This window comes from Sorangium sp. So ce124, assembly GCF_051525235.1.
Classification (GTDB): Bacteria; Myxococcota_A; Polyangia; order Polyangiales; family Polyangiaceae; genus Sorangium; species Sorangium atrum.
The window spans coordinates 12,882,948-12,898,377 of the sequence record NZ_CP150312.1 but is presented as its reverse complement, the minus strand read 5'-3'; the positions used below and the strand labels follow the sequence as shown (position 1 = coordinate 12,898,377).

The following is a 15,430-nucleotide window of genomic DNA, read 5'->3' as shown; positions in this document are numbered from 1 at the left end:
TGACAGCGCGAGCGGCCCGGCGGTCGCCTCGCAGCCCTCGAGGCGTCCCCCCGGGGGCCGGGCGGCCGCTTCCGCCCCGGATCTCTCCCGCGCCCGCCTCCGCCGTAGTATCTGCCCCCCATGCCCCCCCTCGATCTCGGCGTCCTCATCTCCGGCCGCGGCTCGAACCTCCAGGCGATCCTCGACGCGATCGCCGCCGGCCGCCTCGACGCCCGCGTGCGGCTCGTCCTGTCCAACCGGGCGGACGTGGAGGGCCTCGCGCGCGCCGAGCGCGCCGGGGTCCCCACGCGCGTCATCGCGCACCGGGACTTCGCCGATCGCGACAGCTTCGACGCCGCCGCCGTCGACGCCCTCCGCGAGGCGGGCGCGACCTGGGTCGTCCTCGCGGGCTTCATGCGCCTGCTGACGACGACCTTCCTCGACGCCTTCCCGCACCGGGTCGTGAACATCCACCCGTCGCTCCTGCCCTCCTTTCCCGGCGTCGACGCCCAGCAGCAGGCGCTCGATCACGGCGTGCGCGTCACCGGCTGCACCGTCCATCTCGTGGACGCCGGCACCGACACCGGGCCCATCCTCGCGCAGGCCGCCGTCCCCGTGCTCGACGGGGACGACCGCGACGCGCTCGCCGCGCGCATCCTCGTCCAGGAGCACGCCCTGCTCATCCGCGCGCTCTCGTGGATCGCCGAGGGGCGCCTCCAGATCGCGCCGCCTGACGTGCCGGGCGGGCGAGCGCGCGCGACGCTCGCCGGCGTCGAGACCGCGCTCGGGCTCGCCCAGAACGGCCCTGCGCGCGGGGACGTCGGAGGCGTCGGGGAAGTCGGAGAAGTCGGGGAAGGGGCGTGATCCACAAGCACTACGACGTCATCGTCCTCGGCCGGTCCATCGGCGCGCTCACGGCCGCGGCGCTCCTCGCGCGCCGCGACTTCACCGTGATGGTCGTCGGGCACGGCGAGCGCCCGCCCACCTACCGCCTCGACCAGCACGTCCTCCGCCGGCGCGCGTTCACCATGCTCGCCGAGCCGTCGCCCGCGTGGCGCCGCTTCCTCGTCGAGCTCGCCCAGTCGCAGACCTGGAAGCGCCGCATCGTCCCGGCCATGCCCATGCTGCAGGCGGTCGCGCCGCGCCGGCGCCTCGACGTGCCGCCCGACATGGTCCTCTTCGGCCGCGAGATCGACCGCGAGTTCCCCGAGCTCCGGCGCGTCGTCGACGAGCTCTACGCCGAGCTCGCCCACGTCAACGGCGCCGCGGACGACGCGTTCTCGCACGACGCCCTCTGGCCGCCGGGCACGTTCTGGGAGCGGCGCGAGACCGCGCGCTACGCCGGCCTGCTCCCGTACGCGCGCGCCGAGCCCGACGCCGACCTGCTCGTCGAGTTCCCGCGCGGCCACCTGTTCCGCTCGATCGTCACGCAGTCCGTCCTCTTCGCCACGGACCTCTCGGCGCTCCCGCCCCCCTTCGCGGTCGCGCGCCTGCACGGGGCGTGGACGCGCGGGCTGATGATGCTCCCGCGCGGCGAGGAGGAGCTCGAGGAGTTCCTCGTCGAGCGCATCCTCGCCCACGGCGGTCGCTGTCTGCTCGACGAGCGCGCCGCGTCGGTCCACGTCCGCCGCGGCACAGCCGCGGGGGTCGTCCTCGACGGCGACGATCACCCGAACGGCAGCAGCTTCGTCATCACCGACATGGACGGCGAGACGCTCGCGAGCCTGTCGGGCGGCGAGGGCATCCACAAGCGCGCGCTGCGCGAGTGGCCGCGGATCACCTCGTCGGTCGGCCGCTTCGTCGTGTCGCTCATCGTGCGCCGCGAGGGCTTGCCCGAGCCGCTCGGCCCGGAGGCGCTGCTGTTCCCCTTCCCGTCCGCGTCGACGGGCCGCTCGCCCGCGCCGCCGCGCGTGTCGAGCGACGGCGCGCCCGGAGGCCGGCCGAGCTCGCCGCGGCACACGCGGCCGGCAGGGCCCGGGCGTCCCGTGGTCCACCTCCAGCGCTGCGACCTGCCGGCTCCCTCGACCGACACGCTGCTCGTGGCGGAGATCCTGCTCCCCGACCGGGGCCCGCTGTCGCTTCTCGAGGCGCGCCAGGCGGTGCTCGACGCGCTGACGGCCGAGCTGCCCTTCCTCGAGCGCCACCTCGTGCTCGTCGACTCGGTGCACGACGGGCTGCCCGTGTGGCTCTACGACGGCCAGCGCCGCCGCCTCATCGAGCGCGCCGCGCTGAAGGGCGCCGCGCCGGGCGCCGAGCCGATGGTGCGGCAGCTCGAGGTCGACCCGCCCGGCTACCTCGGGCTCGCGGGGGAGCCGATCCGCGGGCCGATCGAGCGCACGCTGCTCGTCGGCCGGAGCGTGCTGCCCGGCCTAGGCCAGGAGGGCCAGCTGCTCGCCGCCTGGGGCGCAGCGAGGCTCGTGACCCGGACCGATCGGCGGAAGGAGCGGATGCGGCGCGACATGTGGAGCAAGGTGGAGATCGGCTAGCGGGGGGGGCGGACATCGACAGGCTGCACGGCCCCCAGAGAGGGTGTTCTCGGCGCGGGGTGGGGGCCCCGCCGAACTCGCCTGAAACACGAGTCATCCGGCAAGGCCGGATGACTCGTGTTTCAGGCTCAGACATCGGCCCATCCCCCACCCCGCGCCGAGAACACCCTCTCTGGGGGCCTACCGTTTTCTGATTTCTCCACTGCGCAGAGGACGAACCGTGCGTCTTGCGAAGCGGTGAGACGTGAAGGCGAGACTTTGTGTCTCAGGGAGATCGGGGGAAGACCTGAAAGAAGCCTTCGCGCTCGACGACGGTGAGGGGTACGTCGAACAGGCGCGACAGGTTGTCGTCGGTCAGCACCGCGCGCTTCGGGCCATCGGCGAAGACACGGCCTCTCCGCAGCAGGACGACGCGCCCGATCTCCGGCGGGATCTCGTGCACATGGTGCGTCACCAGGATCAGCGTCTTGCCCTGCCGCGCGAGGCGCCTGAGCAGATCGATGAGCTCGAACGCGGCCTTCAGATCGAGGCTCGTCGTCGGCTCGTCGAACACCAGCGCCTCCGGATCGTGCACAAGGGCGCGCCCGAGCAGGCAGCGCCGCTGCTCGCCGGCAGACATCTCCGCGATGGGCTTGTCGCCGAGGTGCGCGACGCCGAGGTCGCGGAGCACCTCCTCGGCGCGCCGGCGCTGCGCGGCGGTCGGCGGCTCGTGCTCGTGCAGGCCGGCGCTCGCGAAGAAGCCAGAGAGCACCACGTCGCAGCCCCGCACACCCCGGGGATAGGACATCTGCAGCTCGTACGACACGAGCCCTAACCTGCGCCTGAGCGCGGACACCTCCCACCTTTCGCGACCGAGTATTCGCACATGCGAGCTCTCGCGGTGGACCGGATAGATTTCCCGTGAGAGCAGCCGCAGCAAGGTCGACTTCCCGGCGCCGTTGGGCCCGAGGATCGCGGTGTTCTCGCCCTGCTCGATGCGCAGCGACAGCCCCTCGAAGACGCGCGTGTCGCCGCGGAAGACCTCGGCGTCCTCGATCTCGATGAGCGCGGGCGCGCTCATCGCTCCACTCCACGGTCCTGGTTCATCGGGCGCAGACTACCCGCTTACCGGCGTTCCGCACCGAGAAATCAGGCCGTTCGCGGTGGATCATCCGTGCCCCGGTTCGGCGATCCACTCCATCGGCCCACTCTCCATCTCTCGCGGACAGGCACCGTCGGAATGCGCCCGTGAACCGGCGTTCTCCGCTCTGGAGAGACGATGGCCCGGCCGTTGCAAAGCTCTACGAACCTTCCTTTCAACAAGCGCCCCGTGCCAAGCCGATGCTGGCACTCGGGAGTGGAAAAATCCGATGCGGCGCGGAGCCGCTCGGTCACTTGGAGATTGACAATGACGAAGATCAAGGGTTCGCTTTTCGGTGCTGGGGCAGCTCTGTGCCTGCTCGCCGCTGTCGGCGGGTGCATCGTTGTCGCGGACGATGGTTCCAGCGCCTCCGAAGAGGACGAGATTTTCGCCGATGAGGCAGCAGCGGCCGCGGCGGCATCGCAGATGCGCTTCGGCGTCGCCCCGCAATGGAGCCAGAGCTGGTCGCCGCCCCAGTCCGGACCCGCCAACGTCGATGTGGTCGCCGTCGGGGACTGGTTGCAATCGGGCGGCTTCACCAGCACACACAAGAACAAGCTTACGCAGATCGTCAACGCGGGGAAGACCCCCTACTTCTTCGGCTACATCGCCACGGACATGACGAAGAAGGGGCTCGGGTCCGAGAACGACTGCGACGGCAACAGTGGCGCACCGCTGTGCCAGAAGGGCGCGGCGTACGTGCGCGCCAACATCGGCGCGATGGTGACCAAGTACAAGGACGCGGCGCAGAAGATCTACGCGGGCCTCGGGGGCAGGGCGGTCGAGCCGCTGATCCACATCGAGCCGGACTGGTACCAGTTCTCGCAGAAGGATCAGCAGAACGCGTTCGACAAGACGGAATCTGACGGCTTCATGAACCAGATCCTCGGCGCCATCAAGTCGGGCTGCCCCTCGTGCAGGGTGGTCATCGACTTCAGCCCGTGGTTCAACCCGTCTGCGACCCGGTGGGCGACGACGCCCGGCGGGTTCTACGCCGGCTGGGATCGCAGCGTCGTCAAGTACGTCGGCCTCACGGGCAAGCAGTTCCCGTTCACCGAGGGCAAGATCGACAACTTCACCTACCGCGATATCACCACCGCGCTCAACCTGCCGCTCGTCATCGTGGACGCGTACACGTTCGGCGGCGGCCCGATCAACGTCGACTCCACCTGGCTCAACGAGAGCAACGTCGCCAAGGCCGTCGACATGGGCGTCGCGATCGTCATGCTCTCCCAGACGGGCGACGTCGCCGGCTATGACAGCTTCATCGCCCGGGTGAAGGGCAGCAGCAGCAGCTCCAGCTCCAGCAGCACCACCTCCAGCAGCTCCAGCTCCAGCAGCTCCAGCTCCAGCACCTCCGGCAGCGGCGGTGGCGGCGGCGGCACCACCACGTCCTCGTCGAGCAGCAGCAGCAGCAGCACTGGCAGCGGCGGCAGCGGCGGGGGCAACCCCGGGACCGGGGTGCGCGTCGAGGGCGGCAACATCACCGTCAGCATCACCCCCAACTCGACGTGGACGGGCGGCTATTGCAACAACATCAAGCTGACGAAGACCGACAGCGGCGAGACCACATGGAAGCTCTACGTGCCCTCGAACGGCGCGACGCTCCGTGACTTCTGGAACACCAACGCCGTCAAGCAAGGCACCGACTTCGTGTTCAGCGGCGTGAGCTGGAACGCCAAGATCAAGCCTGGCACGAACGTCGAGTTCGGGTACTGCGCGAACGGTACGCGCTGAGCTCCAGTCGACGAGCGCCGCGCCGATCGAGGAGGAGAGACGGCCTCCCGGCGGCGCGGCGCGCCTGCCTTGCAGGAGGGGCCGATCGACACGGGAAGAGCCCCTCTCGGGTTCCCCGCGCGGCCTCCGCGCCCGGTCGCGCTCGCCCGCGGCCCGCGCCCTCTGGTACCGTGGGCGCACCGTGCCCTCCGCCCCGCAGCGCATCCCCCTCGCCGGCGATAGCCCGGTCGACCCCCTCTACACCGCTTCGCTCCCTCGTCGTCGGGGGCGCCGTCCGGTCCGGGGCGCCGCATGGCGCTGAGGCTCCGTGTCACCTGGCGCAATGCGGGCAGCCCGCTGCTGCCCGACGCGCTCTCCGACGTACAGGCAACGGCCGACGACGCGCCGCTGCCGCTCGCCGGCTCGAGCCCGGGGCGGCGGGAGTTCGTGATCCCCGCAGGGGCGTCGCGCGTCGCGCTCAGCGCGCGCTTCTCGGCGGCGTTCGACGCCTTCGAGGACGTCCCCGCCCGAGAGGAAGAGGTCCTGTCGATCGACCAGGCGTTCGACGTGACGGGCGGGGGTACGGCGCTCAGCCCCGCCCCTGACACGGCGTTCGGACAGGCTCACCCGCTCGTCGACGTGCAATCGGCGCCCGGCCTCGCGCTCGCCCAGATCAGGACGGATTTCGTCGATATCACCCCATTCTGGATGGCCTACGCCGGGTACTCGGACGAGTACCGGCGCGAGCATCGGCCCGGGACCGAGCTCGTGGCCCTCGGCGCCACCGCGGGTGAGCCGAAGATCTGGTTCGCGAGCATCCCGGAGGCCTGCAAGGCGCCGCCGGACGCGGCGATCTCGGCCCTCGTTTTCTACCGGCCAGAAGGGTACGCCTATACCCGGGTCGACCAGCGCCACGAGATGTTCGGGCTGAATCGATACCTGCTCACGCCCGACCCGTCCCCCGGCGCCTCATTCTGGGCGCGCGACGTGTTCGAGCGCGATCCGCGCGACCAGTCCCGCTGGGTCTATGTCCGCTGCGGCTTCGAGGAGGCGCTCGCCGCGAGCGGCAGGGCGGTGGTCATGCTGCACCCGTGGCCGAGCGGGGCGAGCTTCGGCGCCGCCACGACCGCGAGCCTGCCCGGCCTCGCGGAGGCGGCGCTCCGCTTCCTCTGCGGGGCGCAGAAGATCGGCATTGGACAGGGCGGGCCGCGGCTCGGGAAGCTCGGGCTCGCGGGCTTCAGCGCCGGCGGACTGGCTTTGTGGCAGGCGCTCGCGGCCAACAAGGACCGCGTGAGCGAGGTGTTCGCGTTCGACGCCCGCGGCATCGCCAAGAACGAGGCCTTGCTCGTGCGCTGGCTCGGCGGCGACGCCTCGCGCCGCCTGCGGATGACCGGCGGCCACCAGCTCGACGCGAACGCCGCGCTCCAGCAGAAGCTCCCTGGCCCTTCGAAGGAAGCGCGCCTGACCCGCCTTCCGCCCGACAAGAGCGGCTATCTCCCCGGGGCGAACCCGCGCTGGGATCACGTGTGCTCCTCGCTCGAGGCGAGCGAGAAGGATACCTATCTGCACGCCGACTGGGTATGGCACCAGTTCGCGATGTTCGGGGGCTTCCCGGAAGCTGGAGAGCAAGCCGCCGTCACGTTCCTCCAGCGCTTTCTGGAGGAGTCGGAGCTCTGAGCCGCACAGCGCCCGAGGCCTAGATCCGGCCGGCCGACGACCGGGCATGTCAGATTGAAACGCCAAGACGCCAGAAGACGCCAAAAAAGAGACGATTGTTCGCGACAAGATAGCCAGGGTCATCGATATGGCCTTCCGAGGACCACGCGCCCCCTTTTCTCTCGTCTTTTGGCGTCTCTTGGCGTCTTTTGGCGTCTTGGCGTCAACTCTCTCTCACAACGCGATGAGCCGCGCCAGCGCGCGCATGTCCTCGTCGTCGCCCATCCTCGCGAGCGCGGCGCGCGCCCTCGCGAGCGCGGGCTCGACGTAGCGCAAATACGTCGCATCCACGCCGATGCGATCGAGAAAGACGAAGCGGCCGGCGTCCTTCAGCTTGCGCTGGACCGTGAGCACATCGAACTCCCGGCCGAGCGCGTCGCGCGCAATCCGATCGAGCGAGGCGGCGGCCGCATAGTCGTCCAGCCGGGCCTCGACGAACGGGCGATCCAGGTCCTGGGCGCAGTCGTTGAGGAGCGTCGCCAGATCGTAGGCGCGCGGGCCGAGGAGGGCGTCCTGGAAGTCGAGCCAGGCGATCTCGAGGCACCCGCCCGCCGCGTCCAGCACCATGAGGTTCTGGCTCTGGTAATCGCGGTGAACGAAGCCCCGCGGCCACGCGGCGATGCGCCGGGCGAGGCGATCCGAGACGGCATCGAGCTCGGCCCGCGCGGCGTCGCCCAGCCGGAGCCCGCGCGCGTCGAGCGCCCACGCGCGGAAATGGTCGAGCTCCCAGCGCAGGAGCGTCTCGTCGAGCGCGCACGAGTCGACGATCGAGCCGCTCGGGAGCGCCGCGAGCGCCCGCTGCGCCCGGGCGAGATCGCGCGCGGCCAGCGCGTAGACCTCGGCGCGGCGGGCGGGCGCGCGCTCGACGAAGGTCGAGAGCGTCGCGTCCCCGAGATCCTCCAGGAGGAGCAGGCCGTGCTCGCAATCCTCACCGAGCAGCGCCGGCACCCGGACGCCGCGCTCCCGGAGGAGCGCGTGCACCTCCAGGAAAGCCCACCGCGGGGGAGCGGCGCCGACCGCGACGCCGTCGCCCTCCGCGCTCGGCGCGAACATCGCGACCGCCGTCCCGGCCGGCGTCACGATGCGCAGATAGCGCCGGCACGACACGCCCCCGCGCAGCGGGACCATCGACGACGGGACATGGCCCGTGGCCCGCTGGACGAGCCGGAGCAGGGCGTCGGTGTCGAGCTCGCGCACACCCTCTCCTACGCCGGCGGACGGCGCGGACGCCAGGGCTGTCACGACATCGCCCCGCGCCGCGCTGCGGCCGTCACGCCTCGGCGCCTGTCCCCCTCGCCGCCTGTCCCCTCGCTGCCTCGGCGCCTGTCCCCCTCGCCGCCTCGACGCCTGTCCCCCTCGCCGCCTCGACGCCTGTCCCGATGCAGGAACGGGCCAGACGCTCAGCAGGCGCCGGCGCAGCCGTCGGCGCTGTTGAACCAGAGACCGCCAGAGTCCTCGCACGCGCTGCGGTCGTACCTGCCAGAGCAGCAGCGCTCCTGGCTCTCGCACACCTTCGCGGCGCCCTCGCCGCTCCGGAAGCAGCACTTCCGGCTCTCGGGCGTCTCGGGCGCGGCGGCCGCATCCTCGGGCGCGGCCGGCTCCCCGGGCGCGGTCGCCTTCTCGATGACCACCGGAACCGCAGGCGCGACGAGCGTCGCCACCGTGTCGCAGCCGAACGAGGCAATCATGACGAGGAGGGCGAGCGCCGATCCCAGCCCACGAGCGGTTCCAGCCAGCTTCATGATCGCCGTGGGTGGCATGGGCGCAGTGCGGCGGCAAGTTCGTGACGAGAGCCGTGCTATAACGCCGCGGAATGGCGAACGGTGCGACCAAGAGCGCGATGAACCGTGGGACGAACGGCGCGACCGGGCCCGTGAGGGTCACGCCGCTCAACGGAGCAGCAGCCGCCGCCGTCGCATGGCGCAGCCGGGGCGAGCTCCACATCACCGTCATCGTCAAGGCCACCTTCGCCTTCGCGGCGGACGCGGAGATGCCCAAGGTCGAGCCGCAGCAGGTCGTCCACGCGGAGGTCCATCACGGCAACAACCCTGGGCGGAGCGTCCGGCTCACGAGCGATCTGGCGCCGCACCTGGAGCGCGCCGACGTGCTCTTTACCGGCCACGCCCACGCGCCGCCGCCCGGCGCGCCCGTGCACGCCTTGCCCGTGCGACTCGCGATCTCCGATGAGGGCGGGCCCCTCCTCGACAAGGAGCTCCTGGTCAAGGACAGGGCCGGGTTCCAGCGGATGCCGCTCGTGTACGAGCGGGCGCTCCGCGGGGAGAACGACCAGGAGAACTTCCTCGGCGTGCAGGGGACGGGCGACGCGTCCGAGCCCGAGGCGAACATCGTCGATCCGCTCCAGCCGGCGCGCGCGGCCGGCTTCGGGCCCATCGCGCGCGCCTGGCCCGCGCGCAGGCGGCTGCTCGGGGCCACGCCCCGCAAGGCGCTCGACGCCGCCATCGCCGAGATCCCCGATCCCTTCGAGTGGGCCTATTACCAGGCGGCGCCTCCCGATCAGCGGACGCGCTACCTGCGCGGCGGCGAGTGGATCGAGCTCCACGGGCTCCACCCCACGCTGCCGCGCCTCCGGACGCGGCTGCCCGAGGCGCGCGGGCGAGCGCGCGTCCACGGCCTCTCCGCGTTCGGCGTGACCGAGGGCCACCCGCTCGAGCTGAACGCCGACACGCTGCGCATCGACGGCGACGAGCAGCGCTGCACCCTCGTCTTCCGGGGCAGCCTGGTCGTCCCCGACGAGGCCGCGCTCGCGGCGGCCAACATCGTGGCGGGGGTCGAGCTCCCCGGCGAGCCGCTCGAGTGGCCCGAGCTGCCTGCGGAGCAGGGCGCCGCGGGCGGACTCGCGCGAGGCGTCGACAGCGACCACGACGGCGGCCTGGGGGAGACCCTGGCCGCTCCGGCCGCCGGGGCGCGCACGTTGAGCCTCCCGGACGCCGGCGCGGCGGCGGCTGCCCTGGCCTCGGCGGCGGCGACGCCGTTCCGCCCCGGGTCGGCTCCCGGCGACATCGTCGGGCCGGCGGCGGGCGCGCCCGGGCCGCGGATCGACACCGGGACCCTCTCGATCTCCTCGGTGGAAGAAGGCCCGGAGGCGTTTCCGGCCACGACGCTGGCCCTGCTGCCCGAGCAGGACGCCGACGCGACGGACCAGCCGGCGCTCCCGTTCCAGCCGGCGCTTCCGGGCGCGGGGCTGCCTCCCTCGATGACGGCCCAGGAGCCGGTCGCGGCGGAGGAGCGCGCGGGCTCTGGCACGCTCGCCCTCTCGCTCGACGACGACTGGACGCCGGGCGCTGGCGCGCCCGACCCTTCCGGCGATGGCGCGCCCGCGGCCTCGCCTGCGATCACGCCTGCTCACGCGGAAATGGCGGAGACCGCGGCCGCGCCGCTCCAGGAGCTGGAGCCGGCCGCGCCGCCTCCGGAGCTCGCGCTGCCGGAGCCTCCGCCCCAGCCGAGGCCGGTGCTGAGCGCCTCGCCGGCGCGCTCCCCCGAGCCGGACGAGCCGCCGCCGGCCCCGCCGCCCCGACGGCCGCCGCCACCTCCGCCGGAGCGCCCGGCGCTGCCGACCCCTTCCCCTGCGTTGAGGAGGAGCCTTTACGAACGGTTCGATCGCAAACGGTAGCTCGCGCAAACGGTAGCTCGCCGAGCCCACCTCGACGAGCGCGAGGGGCGTCCGCGCGCGAGGCGCCCCAGGGCAGGAGATCTTCTCCCACGGCACGAAGGATGGAGCTGCGACGATGACCACCCGATCCGATTCACTAGACATTCGACTCGAGCTCTCCGGCTTCTCGTCCGACCTCCTCCAGGTGAACAGGCTGTCCGGGCGCGAGGCGATCTCTCAGCTCTTCACGTTCGAGGTCGAGGTGGCCTGTCCGAGCGACGCCGGGGTCGACGGACAGACCCTCACGGGCGAGAGCGTCGCGATCGTCTTCGAGCAGGACGGGGTCGAGCTGCGGCGCGTCCACGGGATGATCGCGGAGGTCCACGACCTCCTCGCGAACCTGCGCGATTACCGCGCGTACCGGCTGCGCATCGTCCCGCGCGCCTTCCGGCTGACGCTGGTCGAGACCACCGAGATCTCGATGAACAAGGCGGTGCCGGAGATCATCAAGCAGAAGCTCGAGCTCGTGGGCCTGAGCGGGAGCGACGTGGAGCTCCGGCTGACGGGCACCTACCCGCCGCGGGAGTTCACGGTGCAGTACCAGGAGACCGATCTCGCCTTCGTCTCCCGCCTGGCCGAGCACGCCGGGATCAGCTTCTTCTTCGAGCACCAGGACGGGCAGGACACGATGGTCTTCACCGACGGCGCCGGGTTCAAGCCCGCGGCCGGCGCCGAGTCCGTCCATTTCCGCGAGCGCGGCGAGACGCGGGACGTCTTCGAGCTAGAGGCGAGATCGCGGCTCGTGCCGAGCGTGTATGTGGCCCGCGACTACAACTACCGGCAACCGATGCTCGATCTGACGTCGGAGCACGTCCTCTCGACCGGGTATGCGGGCGGCATCGTCGAGTACGGCGGCCATTACAAGACGCCGGCGGAGGGCAAGGCGCTGGCGCAGGTCCGGGCCGAGGAGCGGCAGGCGACGCAGCTCGTGTATGCGGGCAGGAGCGCGGTGTGCGCGATCGGAGCGGGCGGGCGATCGGTGCTGGAAGGGCACCCGAGCCTGGAGTCGCTCGATCTGCTGTTCGTCGAGGTGGAGCATCGCGCGTCGCAGGCGGCCGGCGGCCTGGGCGGCGGCGACGAGCCGCGGCGCTACGTGAACACGTTCCGCGCGATCCCGGGCCAGAACACGTACCGGCCGCCGCGCGTCACGCCGACGCCCCGGATCGGCGGCGTCGTCACGGGCATCGTCGACGCCGGGCCGGGGGGCGGGGGCAACGACGCGCAGATCGACGATCAGGGCAGGTACATGGTGCGGTTCCTGTTCGACACGGGGGCAGCCGGCGGCGTGACGTCCAGGCCGGTGCGCATGCTCCAGAACCACGCGGGAGCGAACTACGGCACGCATTTCCCGCTCAAGCCGGGGACCGAGGTGCTCATCGCCTTCGTGAACGGCGACCCGGATCGGCCGGTCATCGTGGGCGCCGCGCCGAACCCGCTGACGCCCTCTCCGGTCAACAGCGCGAACCGGTCGACTCACCGGATCAAGACGCAGGGAGGCATCGTCTTCGATCTCGTGGACGAGTGAGCGGCCTCGATCTCGTGAACGGGCGCGCCCGCGCGCGGTCCCGGGGCGGCGGGCGATGACGCCGCTCAGGGAGCTGGCTTCTTGCCGGGCGCCGGGCCCGCGGCGGGGGAGGCGCCCTGGGCGCTCGTCATGGCCCGGATGGCGTAGTTGAGCGCGGCGCGCAGGTTGCGTTGCGTGTTGAGCTGGGAGAGGTCGAGGCCGAGCGCGACCATGGTCTGGGCGACCGTCGGCTTGATGCCGGCGACGATGCCGTCCGCGCCGAGGAGGCGGATGGCGGTGATGAGCTGGATGAGGTGGCTCGCGACTCGGGTGTCGACGACCTCGACGCCGGTGAGGTCGAGGATGGCGAAGCGCGCCCGCTTCTCGACGATCTGCGCGAGCAGGCTGTCCATGACCTCGGCGGTGCGGACGCTGTCGACCGTGCCGACCATGGGGAGCGTGAGCACGCCGTCCCAGACCTCGATGATCGGCGTCGAGAGATCGCGGATCACCTTCTGCTGCGCCGCGATCTGGTCGAGCTGGATGCGCAGCTCCTTCTCGACGAGCCTGGAGTCCGACACGTCGAGCGAGACCCCGAGCACGCCGTCGATGGGGCCGCCGGGCTCGCTGCGGAGCGGGATGAGCCAGGTGTCCCAGTCGGCGCCGTGCGCCTCACCGCGACCGCGGCGCACCTGGCCGTCGTACCATTGCCGCATGTCGGCGGCGGCCTCCGGGGAGGTCCCATAGAGGTCGTACACGCTGTGCCCGACGTGCTGCCCCCGTGTCAATCCGGCCTTCGCGGTCGACTTGCCGTCGTGATAGACGTAGATCCCGTCGCGGTCGAGCGCCCATATCGTCAAGGGATCCACGTGCTCGACGAGGCCGTCGAGGAGGCGCGCCTTGAGCCGGAGCGTGCTCAGCTCGTCCTCGGTCACCGGGGCAGGGGCCGCGGGCGCGGGGCGGAGCGAGCCGAGGACGGCGCTTCGGTCGGATGACCGGCTGACGCTGCACGACAGCGGCCGGTAGGCGCCACCGGAGTCGCGCAGGCGCACGCTGAACGAGACGGGCTCGTCCCTCTGAAGGAGCGACGACCAGGCCGCCGAGAGCGCGGCGCGATCGTCCGGGTGCGCGAGATCCGCGAGGAGCGCGCCGCCCGCGACCCCGGGGCCGAGCGCCTCGCGGAGTCCGCCGCTCCCGTGGAGCAACGCTCCGTCGGCCGAGGCGATGAAGAGCAGATCGGCAGAACGGGCGAAGAGCTCGCCAAGCAGCACGCTGGGGGCAGATTCCATCAGTCTCACAACTCCTCAGAGAGCAGAGAAGGATAAGTATAACGTGGACGGAGCAGGCTGCGAAAGAGCTCCCTGGCGGCCGTTGTGCGATTGAGCCGGGAGAAACGCGCCATTTTGTGGGGGCGCTAGCGCTAGCGTGGCGGGCGCTGCGCGGCAAGACGGTGAGCCGGCTCGCCGCTGAATGAGCTACGGCGAGGTGGGCGCAGGACGGCGGGGCGCTGCTTGCGTGGACCGGAGCGGGAGAGGTGGTGAGAGGTGCGGTCCAGGGGATTCCGGGAGCGCCTCACGACAGGTTCGTGACCGAGAGGCCATGAACTGGGTCTCTCTGGACGAGCGACCGGCATGTCACCAGGACCCTCGGATTCAGCCAGATGAGCTCGCGCTTGATGGCTTCGCCGAGCGCTGAGGCGAGCGCAGGCTCGGGCGGGCGATCTTCCTCCAGCCAGAGCACGACGGGAACCTTCTTGGTACGGGCGAGGATCCGTCGCACGAAGCCGCGTAGCTCACCGCGATCGAGCGGCAAGCGATCGCAGGCCCATACCATGCCCGCCACGGTATCCCGCACCTTGTACGCGACCTCTCGGGCGAGCTCTCCGCTCGAGAGGCGGATCTTGTTCTCGATCCGGTACCCGCGGAAGTCCTTGACCTCGATGAAGTAAGGATCGTCGAGATACAGACCGAAGAAATCGACCGCCTTGGTCTCTTGAAACCTCTGCAGCCCACCGACATACGCGCCGTGGTCGTCCCATTTCAGGATCTTCCAGTCGCTGTCGAAGGCGAAACGGAGCTTGCCCTCGTCGTGCACGAAGCTCATGCCGCGGAGCCCTCCTCGGGCGCCTCGTCGAAGAGCTTGCGCTCGAAATCGTAGTGGCGCGAGAACTCATCGAGGATCGGGTTGGTCGGCAGTTCCGCCAGCGTATCGCCGCCATCGACGAGCGCAGGGCCATGCGCCTCCTGACGGTGGAACGCGAAGAACCGGATCGGCACGTCGGGCTGCTTCCTGTACTCGGAGAGGAGCGACAGCTTGTGGGAGAGCAGATAATCGTGCGTCGTGACGAAGATCTGCACGCCGCGCTTCCCCAGCTCGAGGAGGATGTCGACGACCAGCGAGACGAGCTGCGGGTTCAGGTTCGCCTCGGGTTCATCCCAGAAGAGGATGCCATTCGTCGTCAACGAGCCGTTCGAGACCATGTGGGCGAGGCAAGCGATCTTGCGGAGCCCTTCGGCGACGAGGTGCGCCTCCATGCTGCCGTCCTTGCGCAGGAGATAGAACCGACCTCCCTGGAGGGAGACCTTGCCGCCGAGCGCCGTCTCGATCGGCTCGATCAGCACCCTCGCCTCCTCGGATCGGGGGCCGCGCAGCGCCGCCTGGCTGAGGGCGACGCAGGCGTCATAGTATGTCTCATCGAACGAGAGCTTGCGTTCCTGGTACGCGGCGATGAATCCTTCGAACATGGCGAGGACCTCGCGCGTCGGCAGGAAGATGGATGGCGCCTCGGTCTTCCAGGTCGCGGTCTTGACCTCGACCTGCTGTTTGCCCTTCGTGTTCAGCACGACAGCGACGTCGCCCGTGCTTCCTCGGATGGTGATGAACCCCTTGCCCTGCCCCTTGCGGCGGTGGACGAGCCTGCCCATGTACGCGTCGTCCGGCCGGAAGACGTTGGCCAGCTTCTCGTGCAGCCGCAGATCCAGGGGAATGACGGAGCCCTCCTGCTCGAGCGTCTTGAGCGGGGCATAGAGCGCCTTCATGGTGTGGCTCTTCCCGGTCGCGTTGGTGCCGAGGAAGACGTTGATCCCCGGTGAGAAGGCGAGGTCGACGTCCTCGAACGCGCTGAACTGCTTCATGTGCAGGTGCTGGACCTTCATGGCTCTCCGGGGCTTCTCGTTGACGGTGCAGGACGGCGACTGCGGCAGGGTAGCTCAGCGGTCGCGAGCGGTCACACAGAGGGG

Annotated in this window: 12 protein-coding genes; 6 read left to right on the top strand and 6 right to left on the bottom strand. The window is 71.0% G+C overall.

What is annotated here, in order from left to right:
* The first annotated feature begins 120 nt into the window (after window positions 1-120).
* Both purN and WMF19_RS48265 read left to right on the top strand, forming a co-directional pair.
* Complete coding sequence (gene purN, locus WMF19_RS48270; protein WP_437896519.1) at window positions 121-843, top strand: phosphoribosylglycinamide formyltransferase; 723 nt, start codon at window positions 121-123, stop codon at window positions 841-843.
* Window positions 840-2,465: an NAD(P)-binding protein gene (locus tag WMF19_RS48265; protein ID WP_437326184.1), complete on the top strand. Its 1,626-nt coding sequence runs from the start codon at window positions 840-842 to the stop codon at window positions 2,463-2,465. Before purN ends, WMF19_RS48265 begins: the two co-directional genes overlap by 4 nt.
* 265 nt (window positions 2,466-2,730) lie before the next feature.
* On the opposite strand, the gene WMF19_RS48260 is transcribed toward WMF19_RS48265, so the two are convergent.
* A complete protein-coding gene (locus WMF19_RS48260) occupies window positions 2,731-3,525 on the bottom strand; it encodes an ABC transporter ATP-binding protein (RefSeq protein WP_437896517.1) in 795 nt (264 codons plus the stop codon).
* Between the two features lie 327 nt (window positions 3,526-3,852).
* Here WMF19_RS48260 and WMF19_RS48255 point away from each other — a divergent pair, with 327 nt between their 5' ends.
* Complete coding sequence (locus WMF19_RS48255; protein ID WP_437896516.1) at window positions 3,853-5,322, top strand: cellulose binding domain-containing protein; 1,470 nt, start codon at window positions 3,853-3,855, stop codon at window positions 5,320-5,322.
* A 291-nt stretch (window positions 5,323-5,613) separates the two neighbouring features.
* On the top strand, window positions 5,614-6,978 hold the full coding sequence (locus tag WMF19_RS48250) for a hypothetical protein (protein WP_437896515.1): 1,365 nt from the start codon (window positions 5,614-5,616) through the stop codon (window positions 6,976-6,978).
* A 213-nt stretch (window positions 6,979-7,191) separates the two neighbouring features.
* Here WMF19_RS48250 and WMF19_RS48245 read toward each other — a convergent pair whose 3' ends face one another.
* Together WMF19_RS48245 and WMF19_RS48240 are read right to left on the bottom strand one after the other, a co-directional pair.
* Entirely contained in the window at window positions 7,192-8,214 is a 1,023-nt protein-coding gene (locus WMF19_RS48245; protein WP_437896514.1) for a phosphotransferase, read from the bottom strand.
* A 203-nt stretch (window positions 8,215-8,417) separates the two neighbouring features.
* On the bottom strand, window positions 8,418-8,759 hold the full coding sequence (locus tag WMF19_RS48240; RefSeq protein ID WP_272096212.1) for a hypothetical protein: 342 nt from the start codon (window positions 8,757-8,759) through the stop codon (window positions 8,418-8,420).
* Window positions 8,760-8,857: 98 nt separating this feature from the next.
* Between WMF19_RS48240 and WMF19_RS48235 the strand changes: the two genes are divergently transcribed.
* Window positions 8,858-10,648, top strand: coding sequence for a DUF2169 family type VI secretion system accessory protein (locus WMF19_RS48235; protein ID WP_437896513.1), 1,791 nt, complete (start codon window positions 8,858-8,860; stop codon window positions 10,646-10,648).
* A 115-nt stretch (window positions 10,649-10,763) separates the two neighbouring features.
* Window positions 10,764-12,212 (top strand): type VI secretion system Vgr family protein, encoded by a 1,449-nt coding sequence (locus tag WMF19_RS48230; protein ID WP_437896512.1) that lies wholly within the window; start codon window positions 10,764-10,766, stop codon window positions 12,210-12,212.
* A gap of 65 nt (window positions 12,213-12,277) precedes the next feature.
* Here WMF19_RS48230 and WMF19_RS48225 read toward each other — a convergent pair whose 3' ends face one another.
* The 3 genes from WMF19_RS48225 to WMF19_RS48215 form a co-directional block, all read right to left on the bottom strand.
* The gene (locus WMF19_RS48225) at window positions 12,278-13,480 is read right to left on the bottom strand and encodes an STAS domain-containing protein (RefSeq protein WP_437896511.1); all 1,203 of its coding nucleotides are present in this window, start codon (window positions 13,478-13,480) and stop codon (window positions 12,278-12,280) included.
* A gap of 283 nt (window positions 13,481-13,763) precedes the next feature.
* Entirely contained in the window at window positions 13,764-14,294 is a 531-nt protein-coding gene (locus WMF19_RS48220) for a hypothetical protein (protein ID WP_437896510.1), read from the bottom strand.
* Window positions 14,291-15,346: an AAA family ATPase gene (locus WMF19_RS48215; RefSeq protein ID WP_437896509.1), complete on the bottom strand. Its 1,056-nt coding sequence runs from the start codon at window positions 15,344-15,346 to the stop codon at window positions 14,291-14,293. The genes WMF19_RS48220 and WMF19_RS48215 overlap by 4 nt, the downstream gene beginning before the upstream one ends.
* Between the last annotated feature and the right edge of the window lie 84 nt (window positions 15,347-15,430).

What these genes read in the sequence shown, in the direction of transcription:
- WMF19_RS48215 (WP_437896509.1), bottom strand. Translation starts at nt 15,346, where the DNA reads ATGAAGGTCCAGCACCTGCACATGAAGCAGTTCAGCGCGTTCGAGGAC.
- WMF19_RS48240 (WP_272096212.1), bottom strand. Translation starts at nt 8,759, where the DNA reads ATGAAGCTGGCTGGAACCGCTCGTGGGCTGGGATCGGCGCTCGCCCTC.
- WMF19_RS48220 (WP_437896510.1), bottom strand. Translation starts at nt 14,294, where the DNA reads ATGAGCTTCGTGCACGACGAGGGCAAGCTCCGTTTCGCCTTCGACAGC.
- purN (WP_437896519.1), top strand. Translation starts at nt 121, where the DNA reads ATGCCCCCCCTCGATCTCGGCGTCCTCATCTCCGGCCGCGGCTCGAAC.
- WMF19_RS48235 (WP_437896513.1), top strand. Translation starts at nt 8,858, where the DNA reads ATGAACCGTGGGACGAACGGCGCGACCGGGCCCGTGAGGGTCACGCCG.
- WMF19_RS48255 (WP_437896516.1), top strand. Translation starts at nt 3,853, where the DNA reads ATGACGAAGATCAAGGGTTCGCTTTTCGGTGCTGGGGCAGCTCTGTGC.
- WMF19_RS48260 (WP_437896517.1), bottom strand. Translation starts at nt 3,525, where the DNA reads ATGAGCGCGCCCGCGCTCATCGAGATCGAGGACGCCGAGGTCTTCCGC.
- WMF19_RS48250 (WP_437896515.1), top strand. Translation starts at nt 5,614, where the DNA reads ATGGCGCTGAGGCTCCGTGTCACCTGGCGCAATGCGGGCAGCCCGCTG.
- WMF19_RS48225 (WP_437896511.1), bottom strand. Translation starts at nt 13,480, where the DNA reads ATGGAATCTGCCCCCAGCGTGCTGCTTGGCGAGCTCTTCGCCCGTTCT.
- WMF19_RS48230 (WP_437896512.1), top strand. Translation starts at nt 10,764, where the DNA reads ATGACCACCCGATCCGATTCACTAGACATTCGACTCGAGCTCTCCGGC.